At 47.4% G+C, this 20356-nt stretch carries 17 protein-coding genes; 13 read left to right on the top strand and 4 right to left on the bottom strand.

From position 1 onward, the window contains the following. Nucleotides 1–22 precede the first annotated feature (22 nt). From BW42_RS11990 to BW42_RS11950, 9 genes are all read left to right on the top strand, one after another. Nucleotides 23–1468, top strand: a complete 1446-nt coding sequence (locus tag BW42_RS11990; RefSeq protein WP_035411429.1) for a glycoside hydrolase family 1 protein — start codon at nucleotides 23–25, stop codon at nucleotides 1466–1468. A 218-nt stretch (nucleotides 1469–1686) separates the two neighbouring features. Beyond that, nucleotides 1687–1986, top strand: a complete 300-nt coding sequence (locus BW42_RS11985) for a rhodanese-like domain-containing protein (RefSeq protein ID WP_035411426.1) — start codon at nucleotides 1687–1689, stop codon at nucleotides 1984–1986. Nucleotides 1987–2140: 154 nt separating this feature from the next. Continuing rightward, nucleotides 2141–4120, top strand: a complete 1980-nt coding sequence (locus BW42_RS11980) for a methyl-accepting chemotaxis protein (RefSeq protein ID WP_035411423.1) — start codon at nucleotides 2141–2143, stop codon at nucleotides 4118–4120. A 168-nt stretch (nucleotides 4121–4288) separates the two neighbouring features. After that, complete coding sequence (locus tag BW42_RS11975) at nucleotides 4289–5476, top strand: DUF2157 domain-containing protein (RefSeq protein WP_035411421.1); 1188 nt, start codon at nucleotides 4289–4291, stop codon at nucleotides 5474–5476. Continuing rightward, nucleotides 5473–5916 (top strand): GDYXXLXY domain-containing protein, encoded by a 444-nt coding sequence (locus tag BW42_RS11970; RefSeq protein WP_035411417.1) that lies wholly within the window; start codon nucleotides 5473–5475, stop codon nucleotides 5914–5916. The genes BW42_RS11975 and BW42_RS11970 overlap by 4 nt, the downstream gene beginning before the upstream one ends. Before the next feature lie 373 nt (nucleotides 5917–6289). Then, complete coding sequence (locus BW42_RS11965) at nucleotides 6290–7147, top strand: S-adenosyl-l-methionine hydroxide adenosyltransferase family protein (RefSeq protein ID WP_035411414.1); 858 nt, start codon at nucleotides 6290–6292, stop codon at nucleotides 7145–7147. Further along, nucleotides 7144–7695, top strand: a complete 552-nt coding sequence (locus BW42_RS11960; protein WP_035411411.1) for an ECF-type riboflavin transporter substrate-binding protein — start codon at nucleotides 7144–7146, stop codon at nucleotides 7693–7695. Before BW42_RS11965 ends, BW42_RS11960 begins: the two co-directional genes overlap by 4 nt. 70 nt (nucleotides 7696–7765) lie before the next feature. After that, the gene (locus BW42_RS11955; protein ID WP_035411408.1) at nucleotides 7766–9469 is read left to right on the top strand and encodes a DUF3744 domain-containing protein; all 1704 of its coding nucleotides are present in this window, start codon (nucleotides 7766–7768) and stop codon (nucleotides 9467–9469) included. Continuing rightward, a complete protein-coding gene (locus BW42_RS11950; protein WP_035411405.1) occupies nucleotides 9460–10284 on the top strand; it encodes an energy-coupling factor transporter transmembrane protein EcfT in 825 nt (274 codons plus the stop codon). The genes BW42_RS11955 and BW42_RS11950 overlap by 10 nt, the downstream gene beginning before the upstream one ends. 61 nt (nucleotides 10285–10345) lie before the next feature. On the opposite strand, the gene BW42_RS11945 is transcribed toward BW42_RS11950, so the two are convergent. From BW42_RS11945 to folE2, 4 genes are all read right to left on the bottom strand, one after another. Next, nucleotides 10346–12139, bottom strand: coding sequence for a carbon starvation protein A (locus tag BW42_RS11945; protein WP_035411402.1), 1794 nt, complete (start codon nucleotides 12137–12139; stop codon nucleotides 10346–10348). Between the two features lie 139 nt (nucleotides 12140–12278). Then, the gene (locus tag BW42_RS11940; protein WP_035411399.1) at nucleotides 12279–12974 is read right to left on the bottom strand and encodes a LytTR family DNA-binding domain-containing protein; all 696 of its coding nucleotides are present in this window, start codon (nucleotides 12972–12974) and stop codon (nucleotides 12279–12281) included. Then, nucleotides 12955–14721, bottom strand: coding sequence for a LytS/YhcK type 5TM receptor domain-containing protein (locus tag BW42_RS11935; protein ID WP_035411396.1), 1767 nt, complete (start codon nucleotides 14719–14721; stop codon nucleotides 12955–12957). Before BW42_RS11935 ends, BW42_RS11940 begins: the two co-directional genes overlap by 20 nt. Nucleotides 14722–14830: 109 nt before the next feature. Further along, the gene (gene folE2 / locus BW42_RS11930; protein ID WP_035411393.1) at nucleotides 14831–15736 is read right to left on the bottom strand and encodes a GTP cyclohydrolase FolE2; all 906 of its coding nucleotides are present in this window, start codon (nucleotides 15734–15736) and stop codon (nucleotides 14831–14833) included. Nucleotides 15737–16061: 325 nt separating this feature from the next. On the opposite strand from folE2, the gene BW42_RS11925 reads away from it, so the two are divergent. The 4 genes from BW42_RS11925 to BW42_RS11910 all read left to right on the top strand — a co-directional run bounded on the left by BW42_RS11925 (nucleotide 16062) and on the right by BW42_RS11910 (nucleotide 20232). After that, nucleotides 16062–16919, top strand: coding sequence for a TerC family protein (locus tag BW42_RS11925; RefSeq protein ID WP_035411391.1), 858 nt, complete (start codon nucleotides 16062–16064; stop codon nucleotides 16917–16919). A gap of 164 nt (nucleotides 16920–17083) precedes the next feature. Further along, complete coding sequence (locus BW42_RS11920) at nucleotides 17084–17848, top strand: TerC family protein (protein WP_035411388.1); 765 nt, start codon at nucleotides 17084–17086, stop codon at nucleotides 17846–17848. A 51-nt stretch (nucleotides 17849–17899) separates the two neighbouring features. After that, nucleotides 17900–19033 carry a YfbR-like 5'-deoxynucleotidase gene (locus BW42_RS11915; RefSeq protein ID WP_035411385.1) on the top strand — a complete coding sequence of 378 codons (1134 nt, stop codon included), beginning with the start codon at nucleotides 17900–17902 and terminating at the stop codon, nucleotides 19031–19033. Then, on the top strand, nucleotides 19030–20232 hold the full coding sequence (locus tag BW42_RS11910; RefSeq protein ID WP_035411382.1) for a multidrug effflux MFS transporter: 1203 nt from the start codon (nucleotides 19030–19032) through the stop codon (nucleotides 20230–20232). Before BW42_RS11915 ends, BW42_RS11910 begins: the two co-directional genes overlap by 4 nt. Nucleotides 20233–20356 lie beyond the last annotated feature (124 nt).

Raw genomic sequence — 20356 nt, 5'->3', positions numbered from 1 at the left:
CAAATTAGAGGAGGAATTTTTCATGAAACAGATCAAATCCGATTTTTTATGGGGTGGCGCAACAGCGGCTAATCAACTAGAGGGTGCGTATGCGACAGATGGAAAAGGATTATCAATTGCTGACGTCATGCCAGGAGGAAAACACCGGATGAACGTCATCCACGATCCGCGATTCGATTTTGAATTGAAAGAAGAATACACGTATCCGAATCATGACGGAATCGATTTTTACCAGCATTATAAAGAAGATATCGCTTTGTTCGCTGAAATGGGTTTCAAGACATACCGGATGTCGATTGCTTGGAGTCGAATCTTCCCGAACGGGGATGAGACAGAACCGAATGAAGCAGGATTGCAGTTCTACGATAATGTCTTTGACGAGTTGTTGAAATATGGTATCGAGCCGCTCGTGACGATTTCGCATTACGAACTACCGCTTCATCTCGCAAAAGAATACGGAGGATGGCGTGATCGCCGACTCGTAACGTTTTTTGAACGATACAGCCGGGTATTATTTGAACGCTATCAAGGGAAAGTCAAGTACTGGTTAACGTTTAATGAAATCAACGGTGCCCAGTTCATGCCGATGCTCAGTCTTGGGATGGCAGTGCGTGAAGACGAAAACATGTTACAGTCGACATACCAAGGTCTACATCATCAATTCGTCGCGAGTAGTCTAGCAACGAAAGCGGCTCGCCAAATCGATCCATCGATGCAAATCGGATGTATGCTGATCGCTGCACCCGTATATGCGTACAGTTCGAATCCGGTCGATGTTCAGTTTGCGCTAGAGGAAGAACGGATGATGAACTATTTCTGCGGGGACGTCCATGTCCGTGGTGCTTATCCGGCATTTGCTGACCGTTTCTTTGCAGAAAACGGAATCGAGCTAGCGATCGAAGACGGTGATCTTGATCTGTTACGCGACTATACGGTCGACTTCTTCTCGCTCAGTTATTATATGTCGCGGACGGAAAAAGCAGAAAAAGATGGAGATGAGGCAGGCGGAAATATCATGAGCGGGGTCAAGAATCCGTATCTGAAAGCAAGTGATTGGGGCTGGGAAATCGACCCGGATGGCTTACGTATCATCTTAAATAAATTGTATGATCGTTATCAGATTCCGTTGTTCATTGTCGAAAATGGACTTGGTGCTTACGACGAAGTGGAGCCGGATGGTACGATTCATGACTCTTACCGGATTGCGTATCTTGAAGGTCACTTAAAGGCCATGATGGAGGCGATTCAAGACGGCGTTGAGATGATGGGGTATACGAGCTGGGGTTGTATCGATCTTGTCAGTGCGTCGACTGGTGAATACAGTAAACGATACGGTTTCATTTACGTTGATAAACACGATGATGGTTCGGGAACACTTGCCCGTTCACGGAAAGATTCATTCTATTGGTACAAAGAGATCATTGCTACGAATGGTGCTGCATTAACGCAGACTTCCATCTCAAAATAAAAAGATAAAGCCCTAAAAGCAGACTAGAAGCGTCTGCTTTTAGGGCTTTACTATGTAATGTGGAATTGAACTTAAATGAATCTATATCTTTGTTGTCGATCTCCGAATCATTTGGATTCTGCTTTATAAAATAAGGGGATTCCTATAATACGGTTTCGTTTCGTTTTAACAATAGATTTGCTACACTTACGACAGAACCATACAGGAGGTCATACGAGATGAAAACGATTCATGTAGATGAATTACAAGAGCGATTAGAGGCAGGTGAGGCGTTGCATGTCGTCGACGTCCGTGAGCAGGATGAATACGATGCAGGACATATTCCGAACGTCCGCCTCCTTCCGATGTCTGAGATCGGCGAACGCTATACGGAATTGCAAGAAGGCGAAACCTACTACTTGATCTGTAAAGCGGGTGCGCGGAGCGAAAACGTCGGTCGTTTCCTCGAGCAATATGGATACGACATCGTCAACGTCGAAGGCGGTATGATGAACTGGAAGGGCGATCAAGAAGCATAAGGGTAAACGTTACTAAGGAAGACGACTCGAACTGAGTCGTCTTTTTTCATGTGAACTAGTACACGTTTATCGATTTTTCTATGAACATTTTTCGTTATTCTTCCGATAGAGAAGGTAGAATAGCGAGTCCTTGCACTCGAGAATGGAGTGACACATGGAACAAAAGATCAAACGAACAATGAGCATCAAACAAAAATTAATCGTGACATCGATTCTACTTTTGATGATTCCTGCATTAGTAATCGGCTTTGTCGCATATGACCTCGCGAAACAAAAGATGACGGAACAGATTCTTCAATCTGCTCATAGTGGAGTCGACCGGATGAATGATGAGATTCAAAACATCATTGATCCGATGCGGCGCGATGTCGCCTTTTTTGCGGACCGAATTGACGGAACGCTCTATCAAAAAGGAAAACAAAATGCTGCGTTAAAGGAAAAAATGACTGAATATCTCGATATGCATCCGCAAGCTGCGAACATCTATTTCGCGACGACGGACGGGGATATGAATATTTTCCCGGAACAGGTCATGCCAGATGATTATGATCCACGGGAACGCTCGTGGTATCAATCGGCAGAAGCAGCAGGTGGCAAGGTCGTCATCACGGATCCGTACGTCGATGCTGCCTCGAACAAGATGATGGTCACGCTCTCGCAGACGACTGGTAACGGAAAAGGTGTCGTGGCGATTGATGTCGATGTCGACCGGATCGCGGAAATCGCGAAAAAGATCAAAATCGGAAAAGAAGGATACGTAATGATTCTTGATTCTACGAAAAAAATCGTTACGCATCCGACATTAAAACCAGGTGAGAAAGCGACAGGCAAATGGGTGTCATCACTTTACGCTAACCCAGCAGGGCAGTTTGGCTATGAGTTTGAAAACAAAGGCAAACAGATGGACTTCATGACGAACGACCTGACGAAGTGGAAGGTTGCCGGAACACTGTACGATCATGAAATCACGGATGCGACATCGAGTATTCTTTGGACGACGCTTGTTGTCATCGGCGGGATGTTGCTCGTCGCAGCCATCTTCATCTACTTCATTCTTCGCTCGATTCTTCGCCCACTCGGTCATTTAACACGTGGAGCAGAACGGATTCAATCTGGTGATTTGACGGAGCCCGTCATCGTTGAATCAAATGATGAGGTCGGTCAAGTCGCCCAAAGCTTTAACGTCATGGTTGACTCACTTCGTTCGATCATCATTAATCTCGATCAGTCGATTACACAAGTAGCTGGCTCTTCTCAGGAATTGATGGCGAACTCTGCCCAAACGACTTCCGCTTCTGAGCAAATCGCGGGATCGATTCAACAAGTCGCAGCAGGGGCGGATCAATCGAAACGCCAACTCGATGCGAATGCTGTTTCGCTCCAATCGATTACAGCAGGCATCATGCGAATCGCTGAGAGCTCAACCGATGTCTCGGAATTGTCACGTTCAACGGCAACAGAAGCCGAGAATGGAACAGTTGCTGTGCTGAAGAACGTTGAGCAGATGAAAGAAATCGATGCTTCTGTTCAGAACTTCGGTGGTGTCATCAGCTCACTCGCCCATCGTTCGAATGAAATCGGAAAAATCGTCGATGTCATCAACGGTATCGCTGAGCAAACGAACTTGTTAGCACTGAACGCAGCGATCGAAGCAGCACGCGCAGGCGAAAATGGAAAAGGATTCGCTGTCGTCGCGAGTGAAGTGCGTAAACTAGCAGAGCAATCACAGGATTCAACGAAACAGATTGCACAGCTGATTCAAAACATTAAACAGGAGACGGATCAGTCGGTCACGATGATGAAGGAAGTCTCAGGACAGACGAAAGCCGGTTTGTCGACGACAGAAGCATCAGCAGAGCGTTTCCAAAAGATTCTCGAACGAACGCAGGAAATGACGCCACGGATCGAAGACGTGACGGCGACTGTCGAAGAAATTGCAGCGAACGTCCAAGAAGTATCTGCGTCAGCGACGGAAATCGCACATATCGCGCAAGAGAATTCGTCCGCTTCGAAACAAGTCGCAGCGACGACGGAAGAACAGTTGAGTGCGATGGAAGAGATTTCGCAATCCGCCAAAGTATTATCCGATATGGCGGAAGAACTACAGGTACTCGTTGCCCGTTTCCGTGTTTAAATGATCAAATCAAAAAAAGGCAAGGAAGCCCGTCTTCCTTGCTTTTTTGTCTGTCAACATTCGGTGACAAACGGAACAAATAGCTTATAATCCCTGTGAATCTGGGCTTGAGACAGTGTTAAATCGGGAATTTAATTAGTATCTAACACTTCGAAGGAGGTGGGTACGGTGAAGCAGTTTCGTAAAATAAGAGAGTGGCAAGATGCAGGTCTTTTGGATGAAGCAACTGTTGAACGAATTCTGAACTATGAAAATCAACGTTCAACAAAACAACGTCTGCCTTTGTTATTAATCATTGGAGGTACCTTCGTCGTATTGGCTGTATTCAGCTTTTTGGCTGCTAATTGGCAAGCGATGCCAGTCGGCTGGAAAATCGGACTCGTCGTAGTACTCATGTGGAGCTGTTACATCGTGGCAGATCTTTCGGAACGTCGTCATATTCTTCATCCGATTGTCTTTCGAATCGGTGGAATCCTAGCATTTGGTGCCTCAATTCTCGTCGTGGTTCAAAGTTTTCATTTGCCGATGGAAGGATCATTACTCGGTTGGTGTGTGTTTGTCGCCGCGTTAGTACATTATGTACTTTGGCGTCATGAGGCATACGGTGTCGTCGCCCTTCTTTCCGGATGGACGATCTTCACGAGTCTTGGGGGATTTGGTCAGGATCAGGCGAGTTATCTTGACTGGACGTCCTTTAGTCTTATGATTATACTTTCGTTCAGCTGGTTTTACTTCAGTCAACAGCTGCCGTCGCTTTTATTTAGCTGGCTGTTTCTTTTTTTCAGCGGTCTATCCTTGTTTCTCCTCGTATCATATGACGGATTCCTGTGGCCGATTTGGACGCTATTTTTGCTTGTTCCAGTTCTCTGGCTTGTTCGTGAGGAATCCAATCGCCGTATCGTCGAGATGGTCTATCTGGTCGTCGCTGCTATCAGTTCGATCATCTATTTATCCGTTCGTGCGGAATCAAACGTCGTATTACCCTCCGTGACAGAAGCGGTACTGTTAGCTATCGTCTCCACCGGTCTAGGAATCTTTCTCTATCAAAAACGTCGTGGATTGTTGTTCATCGTACCGCTTGGATTCGTCGGAGTACTCTGGATTGATGAACAGGCAATTCTACTTGCCATTCTCTTTGAATTATCCGCGCTACTGTATCTGTTATATCAAGAACGCCGTCATGCAGTCGTCTGGCCAGCCTTTCTCTATTTCATTCTCGTTCAAATTGCGATATATGTCATATATGCATGGGATCGTTTAAACATGTCCTTATTTTTCCTCATTGGTGCGCTACTCATCTTCTTATTGTCCGGTGTCTTATGGTGGTTACGCCGTAAAGGAGGTGTGGCGTCATGAAGCGTTATCTGATACCAGTATTGCAGACATGCGCCGTCGGTCTGTTGATCGTCAGCTTTTTTGCGACCTCCTGGTTCGGGACATCGTACCGTTTTCGGGCAGAACCGTTTGATCCGTTTGATCCCGTTTACGGCGAATACGTGATGCTTCAGTACCCAGATTTAAAACCTGGTCCGAGGATTCAAAACGGACGTGTCTATGTCAGCTTCAAGACAGATGCTTCCGGTTATGCTCAAATCGATCGGATTTCGAATGAACGATTCTTCGGAAGTGTCGCCGGCGATTATTACGAGCAATATGTATCGATTCCGCAGTTGACGCAGTATTATGTCGAACAGGGAAGCGGAAAACAATACGAAAAAGCAAAAGCACTGGAAGTCCGAGCGGATGTGTCACCATGGGGAACGATCCGGACGACGAATTTAAAGATTTCTGAGTAAAAAACCTTGCGCCAGGAATAAAACGGTTGTACTATTAATTTAAATTTTCAGACAACTGAATCTGTATGTGTAGATGGGAAGAGTAAAGTGATTGGAAATCGATAGAGAGTCTCTGTTGCTGGAAATGAGACGATTTCGATACTTGAAGATGGTCCCGGAGCAGTCGGAAGAACGTGAACCGTGTTCATCAGTAGAACCGACCGGTAGGAAGGATACCGTTAGCATTCCATGGAGTCTCGTACTCCTAGAGGTGGCTGAGCGTGAGTTGAGTCATGAACGAAGGTGGTACCACGTGATCAGACATCACGTCCTGAGAAATAAGGGCGTGGTGTCTTTTTTTGTGGAGACGTTCCCGCAGGAGGAGGATGACGAGATGACAGAGGCATTGGTATTGCAATCAGACTTTGGTGTGAGTGACGGGGCGGTCAGTGCGATGTATGGGGTGGCCCATAGCATCAATCCGGAGATTCGGATTTTTGATTTAACGCATGACATTCCGCCATTCCACATTTGGGAAGCGTCCTATCGGTTACTACAGACGGTGCCGTACTGGACGGAGCAAACGGTGTTCGTTTCTGTCGTCGATCCGGGTGTCGGGTCGAGGCGAAAGAGTGTCGTCGCGCGAACACGGACCAATCAATACATCATTACACCGGATAATGGGACGTTGACGCATCTTTGGCAAGCCGGGTACATTGCGGAAGTGAGACAACTCGATGATCGACGGCATCGTCTGCCTCGGATGGGTGAATCGTATACGTTTCACGGACGAGATATCTTTGCCTTCACGGGTGCGCGATTATCGAGTCACGTCATCACGTTCGAAGAGGTGGGACCGCTTTTACCTACTGAAGAACTCGTCTTACTCGACCGGACATTTGCTTCATCGTCGGACAACGGTGTTACCGGTATCGTCGAGATTCTCGATGTTCGCTTCGGAAACGTCTGGACGAACATCCCGGTCACGCTCGTCCGCCAGGTGGGTCTTGATATCGGCAACCACGTCAAGGTAAGGGTTTCGTACCGAGACCGGATCGTCTACGAACAAACACTGCTCTTCGGTCATTCGTTCGCCGATGTGCCGGTCGGTTCAGGAGTCGTCTACATCAATTCGCTGGATCAGATTGCTCTTGCCTTGAATCAAGGTTCGTTTGCACATGCATTTGAAGTTGGAATCGGAAATGATTGGAGTGTTAGCGTACAACACATTAAAGGAGGAGATCGAACATGAAAGGATTTACGACAAAACAAATCGTCGCAACTGGGATCGGAGCAGCTGTATTCATCATTTTAAGTCGATTCGTTGCGATTCCGACAGGCGTACCGAACACGTCAATCGAGACAGCCTATGCATTTCTCGCATTCATGGCGGTCTTGTTCGGACCGGTTACAGCCGGCTTGATCGGTCTGATCGGTCATGGCTTAAAAGATGCGATTTTATACGGTTCCCCGTGGTGGAGTTGGGTCATCGTCTCCGGGTTCGTCGGGTTTGGTATCGGATTGATTGCTAACCGAATTCGTTTAGAAGAAGGCGGATTGACGACTCGTAAAATCGTTTTATTCAACGCCACACAAGCCATCGTGCAAGCGATTGGTTGGATCATCATCGCACCTGTACTCGATATTTTAATTTACACGGAGCCGGCGAATAAAGTCTTCGTTCAAGGTGCGGTCGCTGCGACATCAAACATCTTGACAGTCGGTGTCATCGGAACGTTATTACTCGTCACGTATGCCAAAACAAGAAGTAAAGCAGGCAGCTTGAAACGCGAAGTTTGACCGAATGAGCTATGATCCTGTGCGAAGAAACGGCAGGGACATAGCTCATTTAGCTTGGGGGGAGAAAGACATGACAAACGTGATTGAATTTCAGGATTTTTCATTTACATATCGGAGTCAGTCGGAACCGACACTCCGGCAGATTCAGTTAACGATTCAAGCAGGCGAACGCATCTTAATTGTTGGACCTTCGGGTTCAGGAAAAAGTACGCTTGCTCAGTGCATCAATGGGTTAATTCCATTCTCGTACCCGGGAACGTGGAAAGGACAGGTTCTGATCAAAGGGCAGGATGCCCGGACGTTATCGTTATTTGATCGTTCGCTGCATATTGGCACGGTGTTACAGGATCCAGATGCGCAGTTCGTTGGTTTATCGGTTGGCGAAGACATTGCCTTTGCGCTCGAGAACAAACAGACAGGGCGACCGGAAATGCACGAGATCGTCGAACGCGTCGCACGAATGACGGACGTCGAGACGCTTTTGCAAGCGCGATTAAATGATTTATCAGGAGGTCAGCGACAACGGGCGGCATTGGCTGGAGTTCTCGTCGAAGATGCGGATATCTTATTGTTTGATGAACCACTCGCAAATCTCGATCCGGTAGCGGGTCAAGAAGCGATGATGTTAATGGATCGACTGCAACGCGATACGAACCGAACACTGATCGTCGTTGAACACCGAATCGAGGATGTACTGGTCATTCCATTTGATCGCATCATCGTCATGGTCGACGGAGAAATTATCGCCGATCATCATCCTGACGTCATCTTAAGTAACGGAAAACTGCAACAAGCAATATTGCGTGAACCCCTCTATGTCAGTGCCGCACGCTGGGCTGGCATGACCGTGGAGTCTGTAGATCAGCCGAGCCGCATCGATCCTTTTTTAGAGCAGTTCAACCAGAAAGACGTGTTAGAACGTTTAGAAGAAGCTCCTCAAAAAGAGGCTGCAATCTCTGATTCATTGCTTGAACTTGAGCAGTTGGCGTTTCATTATCATCAAGGAACGCCAGTGCTTGAAGATGTGACGGCGACTTTTCAAAAAGGAACACTGACAACGATCGTCGGTCAGAATGGTGCAGGAAAATCAACGCTTGCGAAAGTGTTGAGTGGTTATCAACGGACAACACGTGGTCGGATCCTACTTAACGGGACCGACATTACGCACCAACCGATCGCCGAGCGGGCAGGGTCAATCGGATTCGTCCTGCAAAATCCGAATCATATGATTTCGAAGCACCTCGTGCAGGAGGAAATTCGCTACGGGATGCAGACACTCGGATTGAGTGAAGCGGAAGAAAACGAGCGTCTCGAGCAGACGTTACGTCGCTGCGGATTATATCCGTTTCGCAATTGGCCGATCCAAGCACTAAGTTTTGGTCAGAAGAAACGGGTGACGATTGCTTCGATTCTCGTTCGACGACCGGATATCTTGATTCTCGATGAACCGACAGCTGGTCAAGATTACCGGCATTATTCGGATATGATGGGCTTTTTAGAAGGATTGAAACAAGAGGGGATGACGTTACTCATCATCACGCATGATATGCATCTCGTCTTAGAGTACAGCGATCAAGTCTGCCTGGTGCAAGCTGGACGCATCCGTTACGCCGGAACGTCATTTGGACTGCTAAATCAAGAACAGTTGCTGCATCATGCCCATTTAAAGCAAACATCGCTCTTTACGATAGCGAAACATCTCGACATCGATGCGGAACGATTCGTCGAGTCCGTGATTACGGCGGAGCGAAAGGAGCGGGAACAATGGCTGTAGAAATGCTTGGCTATATTGAAAAAGCGTCACCGATTCATCGATTGACGGGAACGACGAAACTAATCGGATTCTTGTTATTTACGACAGCAACGATGTTTACCTATGATACGCGTGTCTTACTTGTTCTTGGTTTAGTCAGCATCGTGTTATTCCGATTGTCACGTATTCAGTTTCGGGAAGTCCGATTCGTTTTGATCTTTACAGCAATATTTGTCCTGATTAATGCACTCGCCGTTTATCTATTCGAACCAGAGCAGGGCGTTGAAATCTACGGTTCGCGTCACGTTTTATTTGAAGGCGTTGGTCACTTTACGATAACATCAGAACAATTGTTTTATCTGTTTAATCTCATCTTAAAATACAGTGTGATCGTTCCGATTGCTGTGTTGTTTCTCGTCACGACCCATCCGACGGAATTCGCGTCCTCGTTGAACCGGATTGGTGTACCGTATAAAATCGCCTTCGCTGTCTCATTAGCGCTCCGTTACATTCCAGACGTACAAGCGGACTTTCGGACGATTGCGAACGCTCAGGAAGCGCGGGGAATTGCCGTCTCGCATGGTTCGCTTTGGCAACGGGCGCGTAATAGCATCCAGATTTTACTTCCGTTGCTGTTTACGAGTCTCGAACGAATTGAAACCGTCAGCAATGCGATGGATCTCCGTGGATTTGGTGCGGGACGAAAGCGGACGTGGTACAACCAACAGACGATGACACGCATCGATTATGTCGCCATCAGTTGTGTAGTACTTTTGACAATTTTCTCGTTTGTCGTCACTTTCCATGACGGCAATCGATTTTATAATCCGTTCTAAGCATGAGATACGAAAAAGGCAGTGGATGCGTCCACTGCCTTTTATCATATAACTAATCCGCTTACGCAGAACGTTTTTGATTTTCCCAACGTGGTGAATTCAATAGTTCAATCCATTTCTTGACGGCTGAGATCGTAATGACGATCGCGAGCAGTCCCATCGTTACGGATAAGACGGTATTCAAGACGCTAAATCCTGGAGAATCTGGATTTGCATAAACGTTTGCGACCATCCAGATATCAGCAAATGTTACTGTGATCAGGAGGTAGACGAGCGGGATGAACGTCGTCAGGGCATAGACTTTTTTATCGGCGATTTTCAAGATGATCGTCGTTCCGATGATCAAGCCGATTGAAGCCATCAGCTGATTTGATACCCCGAATAATGCCCAAATCGAACCGATGTCACCTGAGAACAGGAGATAGCCCCAGAAGAACGTACCGAGTGCTGAAGCAAAGATTGCACCTGGAATCCAGTCGACGCGTTTGAGTGGTTTATAAAATTCACCGAAGAAATCTTGAATCAAGTAACGGGCGACACGTGTTCCTGCGTCGATTGCAGTTAAAATGAAGACCGCTTCGAACAGAATGACGAATTGGAAGAAGAAACCGGCAATTTCTTTGAACCATGGGATGGCGCGGAAGATGAACGTCATACCGACGGCGAGTGAAACGGCACCACCCGTTCGACCTGCAAGGTCGAGTCCGATTTCACGAGATAAATCATCCAAGTAGACCGTGCTCATACCTAGAGTTGCGAATACTTCTGGTGTTGAGTTGATGGCAAAGTAATCACCGACTTCAAGAGATGTCGCAGCAATCAATGCCATGACGGCAACAAGACATTCAACAAGCATGGCACCAAAAGCAACCGGTTTGATGTCACTCCACCGATTGATCATCTTCGGTGTCGTACCAGAACCAACGAAAGCGTGGAAACCAGAGATTGCACCACAGGCAATCGTGATCGAGATGAATGGCCAGACTGGACCAGCGATGATTGGACCACCGCCATCAACGAACTTCGTGAATGCTGGGAATCGAATGTCCGGGTTGATGATGAAGACACCAACGATTAAGGCAAGGAAAACACCGATCTTCATGAAACTTGATAGATAGTCGCGTGGTGCGAGCAAGAGCCATACAGGCAGTGCCGCAGCGAAGAATGCATAAATCGGTAGAGCGATTGCGAGCTGACGAGAGGACAGGTCGAACCAGTCACCGATGAATGTTTCCGTCAACTGAGGACCAAAACCAATCGCAGCTAAGATGAGTAGAAAACCGACTGTTGAAGCAAGGGCTAGGTTACCACCTTTACGTAAGTAAATCCCAACGAGCATCGCGATCGGAATCGTCGAGAAGACAGCGAATGTGCCCCATGGGTTATGTTCAAGTGCGTGCAGGACGACCATCGATAGTCCCGCCATCGTAATCGTGATGATGAAGAGCATCGCAAGACCGGCACAAAAACCAGCGACGGGACCTAATTCTTTTTTAGCGACTTCGGACAACGATTGACCATCTTGACGCATCGAGGCAAACAGGACGACCATATCATGGACCGCTCCCCCGATGACGGCACCGATCAAGAGCCACAGTAAGCCGGGTAGGTAGCCGAACTGAGCAGCAAGGACAGGTCCGACGAGTGGACCAGCAGCAGCGATTGCCGCAAAATGGTGTCCGAATGAGACCCATTTGTTCGTTGGAACGTAATCTTTTCCGTCCGCTAGTTTATGAGCAGGCGTTTCGCGATCATCTTTGATTTTTAAGACTTTCGCGGCCATGAATGTACCGTAGAGACGATACGCGATTAATAAGATACAGATGACAGCAATGACGATGGGAGTAGCGCTCATCTAAAATTCCTCCTCTTGAATGAACTATGATGGATTTAGTATACAAGTTGTGGAAGCGCTTTCTTTGATTTTTAGATGAGTTGTCGATTTTGTACGACGAAAGGTTGAAAAAGGACCTTGAATCACAAAAAAGAAGCGCTCAAATACCGAGCGCTTCTTTCAATAGTTTGACATACGTCCGACTGACCGGCACATCGATTTGGTGAATCTTTAAGTTGTAAGCCCCGTTAAACCAAGGTTCGATCGCGTCAATCGCTGATAAGTTCACGAGATACGAGCGATGAACCCGTAAAAACCGATGATCTTGAAGCTTTCGTTCAAGTTCGAGTAAGGTCTCGTTTGAAGGATACGCTTCATGTTCCGTTACGATTTTCGTTTTCCCATTTTCAGCGACGATGTAATCAATATCTTGCGGAGATAAGAGTTTGAGTCGATCTCCCGTTTCGACAGCTAAACGTTCAAGTCGAGGTGCTTTTTTGGGAAGCGGTCGTGCGACTTTTTCGATGGCGCGCACGATCCGTGCCGGATCATACGGTTTCAAGATGTAGTCATAGGCATTGAGTTCAAAGGCTTCAAGTGCATGAGCATCATATGCCGTTACAAACAAAAGAGCCGGAGGACGTGGCATCGACTTCAATCGTTTGGCGACTTCAAGACCGCTTCCGTCCGTCAGCTCGATATCGAGAAAGACTAAGTCGGGTTGAAGGGAGCGGACGAGTCGTTCCGCTTCTTCGACACTACCAGTTTCTCCGACGACTTCAAGACCGGCTGCGGTCACGTGATAACGGAGCTCGTCACGTGCGAGCGGTTCATCTTCAATCAACAAGGTGCGCATGCTGGTTCTCCTTTCTAACTTCAATGGGAAGGCGAATTGTAATCGTCGTTCCGTTTTGACCGTCACTCGTGATCGTAAACTGTCCTTTTTCACCGTACAGGGTTCGAATCCGTTCTGCCGTATTGAATAACGCGGTACCGGTACCAGAAGATGGAACGACTTCTCGACCGAGACGAGCAAGACGAGAGGCTTCAATCCCGCGTCCGTTATCGACGACTTCGAGGTAAAGTTGATCTGCCTCACACCACGCCGTCACCCCGACATATCCCGTCTGCTCATTCAAAAAAGCATGAAGGAACGCATTCTCGATCAACGGTTGTAAGATAAACGGTGGAACGAGTAAAGACGTCGTCTCTTCCGCTAAATCGATATCGAGGAACGGTCGATTTGGAAAACGAGCAGCTTCAAGGGATGTATACGCTTCGATATGCTCGAGTTCCTTTTGGAGCGGAATTTTCGTCGAGCGTGCTCCTTGGAGGTTACTACGGAAAAACGTTGATAATTCGAGCAACAATGTCCGTGCCTGTTCGACATCCGTTCGGCACAGTGCATAAATCGTATTGATGGCATTGAACAGGAAGTGTGGATGAATTTGTGCTTCGAGTGCCCGGATCTCGGCATCCTTCAGTAAATCAGCTTGGCGCTGTGCGTTCCCGAGTGCCAGTTGTGTAGAAAACAGTTTTGCTAATCCTTCAATGAGTTCGACTTCCACGGCGTCGAGCAGTTCGGCATGCGGATAGTAGACTTTTAACGTTCCAATCGTCGTTTCCCCGACGATGAGCGGAGCGATGATGCCCGCTTGAAGTGGGCAATCCGTTACGGGACAGCCGATATCGAGTCGTTCCGTCACAAGACGAACTTGTCCATCCTGTAAAACATGTTCGGTTGGTTTTGTCGTCCAGTGACTACCTGCTTGATGGTGATCACTTCCGATACCGAGGTGAGCAAGGATAACGGATTGATCCGTCAAGGAGACGGCTTCGGCTCGTGTTTGTTGCAACAGAATTTCCGCGACAGCTTCTGCCGTATGGATATGTAGACCACGCGTCAGGTGCGGAAGCGTCAAATCGGCGATATGCAACGACCGTTCTGCTTCTCGTGCACGGACGGTTTCTTCTTCTCGCGCAGCAAGACGGATGATCGATAAAAATAACCAGACGCCAAGGACGTTGATGAGTGTCATCGGCAAGAAGATAAACTGGACGAGTTCAACAGCCGCGTCAAAGGGGCGGGCGAACAGTAAAATCAATGACATTTCAAATAGCATCAAAAAAGCGGTCAGACAAACAGGTAACAAGGCTTGGCTGCCGAGTCGGTCACGCCAGTAAGGGCGAAGTAATCCACTGACACCACCGGCAATGACGGTCGAAAGCGTACAAGCAAATGCTGTGAACCCGCCGAGGGAATACCGATGAATCCCGACGATCAGTCCAGTCATCAATCCACCAAGCGGACCAGCGAGTAACCCACTGATGACAACGATCATCGTTCGTGTATTCGCGATTGCCGATGTTCCGTCGACCTCTTCGAGCCAAGCATGGGGCAAGAATTCTGCTAAGTCGACTTTGACCCCTGTATAGTTACTTAAGATCCCATACGTCGCAAAAAACAGGACAAGGACACGGAATTGCCAACCTGCTTCCGGTTGACGCAACAAGCGTCGCGTTGGTCCCCACTGGGCGAGGATGAACGCTAAGATGATCATGATACCAAGTCGCTCGAGTAAAAAAGGAATCAGTTCCAACATATGTATTCCTCCATTCGAGTTAAGTGTAAACGCTCGCAAAACGAAGGGCAATGCCGATAAACAAAAAAGCCGTACTCCCTCTAGTGGAGAGGAAGTACGGTGAGCTTGCTTATTGTGCGTCTTTATCGAACGTGATGCGTGCGATTGCATCATGTTGGTGAATCGTTTCTTCGTTGCGACATTCGACGTAGAACGAAGCAATTGGATCCATTTCGTATAGGTCAGCAGCAATCAAGCGCACCATGTCTTCTACGAAACGTGGATTTTCGTATGCCATCTCTGTCACGCGTTTTTCATCCGGACGTTTGAGTACCGGGTGAAGTGGGGCAGAAGCATTTGATTCAGCCGCATCAAGCAATGATTGTTTCCAGTCAAAGTCTTCTGCTTCATCACGTAACGAAGCTTCCATCGTGACGTAGCCACGTTGGTTGTGGGCACTGTACTCGCTGATTTCTTTCGAACATGGGCAAAGTGTCGTGACATTGATCGTCAAGCCGACAGATAATGTCGCTTCATTCGTTTCCGTGTTGACGCTGACCGTTTGCCATACTTCGGCATTCATCAACCCACTAAGTCCCGTTGCAGGTGCTTTACGTGTAAAGAACCATGGGTAACGGATCGTCAATTGACCTTCTGTTTGTTCCATACGGTCCGCTAAATCACGCGCGAATTGAATGAGTGATTCATTCGTAACTGTCCAACCTTCGTTGTGGTATTGATCAAGTTGTTCCGTTAAGCGACTCATGTTGATCCCTTTACGGTCTTGTACGAGTGACGTCGACAACTCGAACGTTGCGACTGTCGCTTGTGTTTTGTCCCCGTCTTGGATGACGACAGGATGTTTAACGTTTGAGATTCCAACAGCGTCAAGTGCGAACAGGAAGTTCTTCGGTGTATTTTGCAAGTCGACCATTTTATCTTTTTCAGTCGGTTTTGTTCCTTTGATTGGTGGTACCGAACCGAACAGCTTATGGCGCTCTTCTTTCGTTGGTAACGTAATCGGGTAGGTAGACATATTTATGGGCCCCTTTGTCCTTTTGTAGTGTTTCAATAGTAATAACATGACAGGAATGCTAGAGACGAGCAAGTCTGATGATTCCGCAAATGTGTTTCATCGTTTCATTACTAGAAGTGTTGTCTTGAATTTTATCACGAACGTTCGATAAACGAAACTCGCACGACTTAAAATCGACACATTCCATAGCCGGAGGAATAACATGCTTGCAATCGGGTATATTATCCTATAGTATATGTTCAGGTGAACGTGTAATTATTGTTTTTGTCATAGTCATACAATGTATTTTTGATTTTACAGATAGTCAGAGAAAGGGATGACAGAGATGGATTGGCAGTTATTACTTCAATATGCCTGGGTCGTACTTGTCTTGATCGCGCTTGAAGGATTACTTTCGGCAGATAATGCACTCGTACTCGCGGTCATGGTTAAGCACTTACCAGGAGAACAACAAAAGAAAGCACTTTTTTATGGATTAGCTGGAGCATTCGTTTTACGGTTCGCGGCACTGTTCGCGATTTCATTCCTCGTCGATATTTGGCAAATCCAAGCACTTGGAGCAGCGTACTTGCTCATCATGGGATTACGGCATATTTATAAGACCGCTAAGGCAAGGAAACTCGGTGAGAATCATGGCGCCGAAAATGAACTCGATGCAGAGCCGAAGTCGGAAGAGCCAGTTTCAAAAGGTGAATTCTGGCGGACAGTCGCGAAGATTGAATTCGCTGACTTAGCATTTGCTGTCGATTCGATTCTTGCTGCAGTTGCTTTAGCAGTCGCACTTCCGAACTGGGGATCGGGCGAAATCGGTGGTTTGAACACCGGTCACTTCATCGTCATCTTAACGGGTGGTTTAATGGGTGTTGTCCTCATGCGTTTCGCGGCCCGTGTCTTCGTGAAATTACTTGCAGAACGTCCAGGTCTTGAAACAGCAGCCTTTGCAATCGTTGCCTGGGTCGGTGTGAAGCTAGCTGTTCTTGCGCTCGAACATCCGAAATACCATGCATCAATCGAAGGAACAGTCTTCGAAGCCTTAAAACTTCCGGAAGGATTTGCTCACAGTACACCGTGGCAGGCATTCTTCTGGACGGTCATGGTCGGTCTTGCCCTTTGGGGTTGGTTCTCTTCACCAAAAACGAAAGCAAATCCAGATGCTGAAAAGAAAGTTGATCAAAACTTATAAGAAATGGAACGATCCGTCGATGACGGGTCGTTTTTTGGTGTTAGGTTTTCTTAAACAATGGGAATAAAACACAAGGTTAAGTACTTCAGTCGAGCTTTCATCTTTTTCTTTCCGATCGACCGGCATATAATGAATAGACTGAACAAAAAAGGGGATTCGTTAGTATGGATATTGGATTAATTACACAGTATGCGACCGTCGGGCTCGTACTGATTATTTTGCAAGGGTTATTATCTGCCGACAATGCGATGGTCATGGCTGTCCTAGTCCGACCGTTACCAGACGATCAGCGCAAAAAAGCACTTTTCTATGGTCTCGTCGGGGCACTCGTCTTACGTTTCGTCGCAATCTTCTTTGCCTCGTACCTAGCGACGATTTGGGAGCTTCAGGCACTCGGAGCGATATACCTCTTTTACGTGGCGTTTAAAGGAATCGTTGAGGCACGATCGAATAAACACCAAGTACCGGACTCGATTGCTTCACAAAAAGCCTCACCGAATTTTTGGTGGACGGTTGTTAAAGTCGAATTCTCTGATTTAGCGTTCGCTGTCGACTCGACACTTGCCGCTGTCGCCATGGCAACGACACTACCGATGATCGGAGGAACGATTGGTGGTCTGAATACAGGTCAATTCTGGGTCGTCTTCTTCAGTGGGATCATTGGTCTCGTCATTATGCGTTACTTTGCGAGTTGGTTCGTTGTCTTGCTCCAAAAGCGACCAGGTATCGAAGAAGCAGCGTTTTGGCTTGTCGCTTGGGTTGGCGTAAAACTCGTCGTCATGACACTTGCGCATCCGTCAATCGACGTCTTGCCGCATGAGTTTCCAGAGAGTACACTATGGCAAACGATCTTCTGGGTCGTACTTGCCCTGATTTTAATCATTGGTTGGTTCCGTAGCGGAAGTAGTTCAACCAAATCAGCAAAATAATACAATGGCGGGCAGGGTACTCTCTGTCCGTCTTTCGTTAGGAGAGATTTTATGCAAAACGGTAATTTCATTCGGATGCTGACGCGGATGCAAAACGTTCCACGGTGGGATGAATATGCACCACGTTTTCCGGATAACGCAGCCAGTCATAGCTTTCGTGTTGCCTTATTCAGTTTGATGGCAAGCTATTTAGAAAAAGCAGACGGGCAAACATCAGTCCACCGTCTGACATTGCTCGGAAAAGCCCTATTCCATGACATGAACGAGGTCATCACCGGACCAATCAAACACCGGACGAAAAAAGAGCCGACGTTACATGCACACATTCAGGCAATGGAACAACAGGCGAGTGAACAGCTCGTCGCCTTACTCTCGAAGTCGCTTCAACCAGCCTTTACGACGTATCTTGTTCATGCAGAGGATGATTCACCGGAAGGACGAATCGTTGAAGCCATCGATACGTTTGATGCGATGTTATATGCACGCCGGGAAGCACGGATGACAGAGTCCGTCTTTTTCGAACAAAAAGCAGCGGAATTACAGGCTGTTCTGGAACGACACCCACTCGCTTCAATCCGTCGCTTGACACAGTCGGTCATGGAAGAGGACGAGATGTCTCATTTTATCGAAAACGTCTTGATGATGGATACGATTCGGCGCTGGAAAGGACGTTTTAATACAATTGATGATAACGACGCGACACATGCGTTTCGAGCAGCTTCGCTTGGTATCTTCAATGGATTGATTGAATCAGAAAAATACGGCGTCACGATCGACATTGAAGAAGTCGTCTCCCGTCTCTTGTGTCATGATCTCGTTGAAGGAACGACGGGAGATGTTCTTGGACCTGTCAAACATGCGACGCCGGTCACGGCAGCAGCCTTCGAAGCTTATGAACGGGCAGAAGGAGAGACGTTGATCAACAATTTACCAGAAGACATCCGAGCACCGTTCCGTCGATTCGTCGTTGAAGCAAAAGACGAGACGTACGAAGGGCAAATGGTCGATGTGATCGATAAACTCGATGCGTTGATCAAAATGAACATGGAACGAAAGTTAAATGGTGTCGAGTATGAGACCGGTTATCGGGCCCAACTCAAAAAGGTACAGATGACATATGAAAATCCATCGGTCGTCTTTTTCCTCGCTTATGTCTTGCATGATTTGGATTACGTGACGTCATGACAAAGACAACGATGACACCAGGCCGCTTGACGTTGATCTTGATCCTCGGTTCACTCGCTGCACTCGGACCGCTCTCGATCGACATGTATCTACCTGCTTTTCCGGATATGTCACGCTCGTTTGATGCGAGTGCGTCACTGATCCAATTGAGTTTGACGGCTTGTATGCTCGGAATGGCGCTCGGACAATTGATCGTTGGTCCGCTCAGTGATGTTCGTGGACGTAAGCGTCCGTTAATGATTGCTTTACTTGCGTATCTGCTCGCTTCTCTTGCGTGTGCGATGGCACCGACGATTGAAGTGTTGATTGCGCTGCGCTTCATCCAAGGGGCAGCCGGAGCGTCAGGAATTGTCATTTCCCGGGCAATCGTTCGCGATCTATTCGAAGGACCGGAATTAACGCGGTTCTTTGCTGCCTTGTCCCTCGTCAACGGAACGGCACCGATTCTCGCACCCGTCATCGGGGGACAGTTGCTTCGGTTCGGTGACTGGCATTTTGTCTTTTACTTGCTGGCGATTTTAAGTACGTTGATGTTGCTCGCTGTTGCACTGCGTTTGCCAGAAACACTTCCACTCGAAAGACGCGTTGAAGGGAATTTGACGACGACGTTGAAGACATTCGGACGTTTGTTGACGGACCGTGTCTTCATCGGCTATGCGTTTGCGCAAGCATTCGTCATGGGCGCGATGTTTGCCTACATCTCCGGTTCACCGTTCGTCTTACAAAATATTTATGGCGCTTCGCCGCAACAGTTCAGTTTTTTGTTCGGCTTAAACGGAATCGGAATCATTTTAGCGGCTCAAATCGCTGGACGTCTTGCTGGTCGAGTTGATTCAGAACGTCTGATGCGAATCAGCTTGACGGTTGTTGCGAGTGCAAGTATCTTTTTGTTCCTCGCTTTAACGTTAACGGACCAATTGATTTTCGTCATGATTCCACTTTTCTTCGTCGTCTCAAGCGTTGGTTTGATCTCAACGCTCGGTTTTACCTTAGCGATGCAAAACTACGGAGCAACGGCTGGAAGTGCCTCGGCACTTCTTGGTTTACTCCCGATGCTCGTCGGTTCGCTCGTGTCACCACTCGTCGGCATCATGGGGGAGCAATCGGCCGTTCCGATGGGGCTGATTATCATGACGCTTGATTGTTTGGCACTCGTCCTTTATTACGGACTAATCGTCCGACGTCCCGACCGCTCATAAATACTTGTTAGTCAAAAACGTTTGTCCTATTTATGGGACGAACGTTTTTTTATTTAATGAAAGGAAAAGAAATGGAATTCATTTTGAAACATTTTCTAGATGGTTTGCGTAGAAGAGGGAGAAA

This window comes from Exiguobacterium sp. RIT341, from assembly GCF_000632205.1.
GTDB lineage: Bacteria > Bacillota > Bacilli > Exiguobacteriales > Exiguobacteriaceae > Exiguobacterium_A.
This window is presented reverse-complemented; position numbering and strand designations above follow the sequence as displayed.